Annotated in this window: 1 protein-coding gene and 1 pseudogene; both read left to right on the top strand. The window is 46.1% G+C overall.

Going from position 1 to position 684, the window contains the following annotated elements; genetic code table 11:
• A partial coding sequence (locus R7R24_RS27190) for an SLBB domain-containing protein (protein ID WP_318120195.1) occupies window positions 1-411 on the top strand: 411 nt, incomplete at its 5' end.
• 69 nt (window positions 412-480) lie between these two features.
• Window positions 481-684: pseudogene (locus tag R7R24_RS27185) on the top strand (low molecular weight phosphotyrosine protein phosphatase); the annotation flags it as partial.

The raw sequence follows: 684 nt of genomic DNA, 5'->3' as shown, positions 1-684 counted from the left end.
CTTCAACCAGGTGATATCATCCATGTGCCAAGAAATGATTCGCAAAAGGTTTTCGTTATGGGTGAAGTGAACGACCCTAAACTACTGAAAATAGATCGCGCTGGCATGAGCCTTACGGAAGCTTTAAGTAACGTTGGCGGTATTAATCAGATATCAGCGGATGCGACAGGTGTATTCGTAATTAGGAGGTCACAAGACGCAGGTTCACTGGGCGACATATATCAACTTGATGTCTCCGATGCGGCAGCGCTCGTTATTGGTACTGAATTTGCTCTCAAACCGTATGACATCGTTTATGTCACTGCGGCGCCTATCAGTCGTTGGAATCGCGTTATTGCACAGCTAGTACCTACCATCTCTGGCTTCAATGAACTTACAGAAGGCGTCCTTCGAGTCAGGACTTGGCCATAGAAAAAGCATTCTGAAGGGCTTGTTTGAACACAAACAAGTCATTCAAACGTTGTCTATAAGGAGCAAAACATGTTTTCGAACATTCTTGTCGTGTGTGTAGGTAATATTTGTCGCTCCCCCACAGGCGAGCGGTTACTACAGCAACTACTCCCAGATAAACAGATTTCTTCGGCGGGTATTCCCGTAGAAAAAAGTCGCCTAACCGGAAAACCAGCAGATGAAACCGCCAGACTTGTCGCGTCAGAACGTGGTATCTACCTGCTAGACCACAAA

The sequence above is a fragment of the Vibrio sp. 704 genome, from assembly GCF_033339295.1.
Note: the sequence above shows the minus strand (reverse complement) of the source record. Positions and strands in the feature narration are given on the sequence as shown.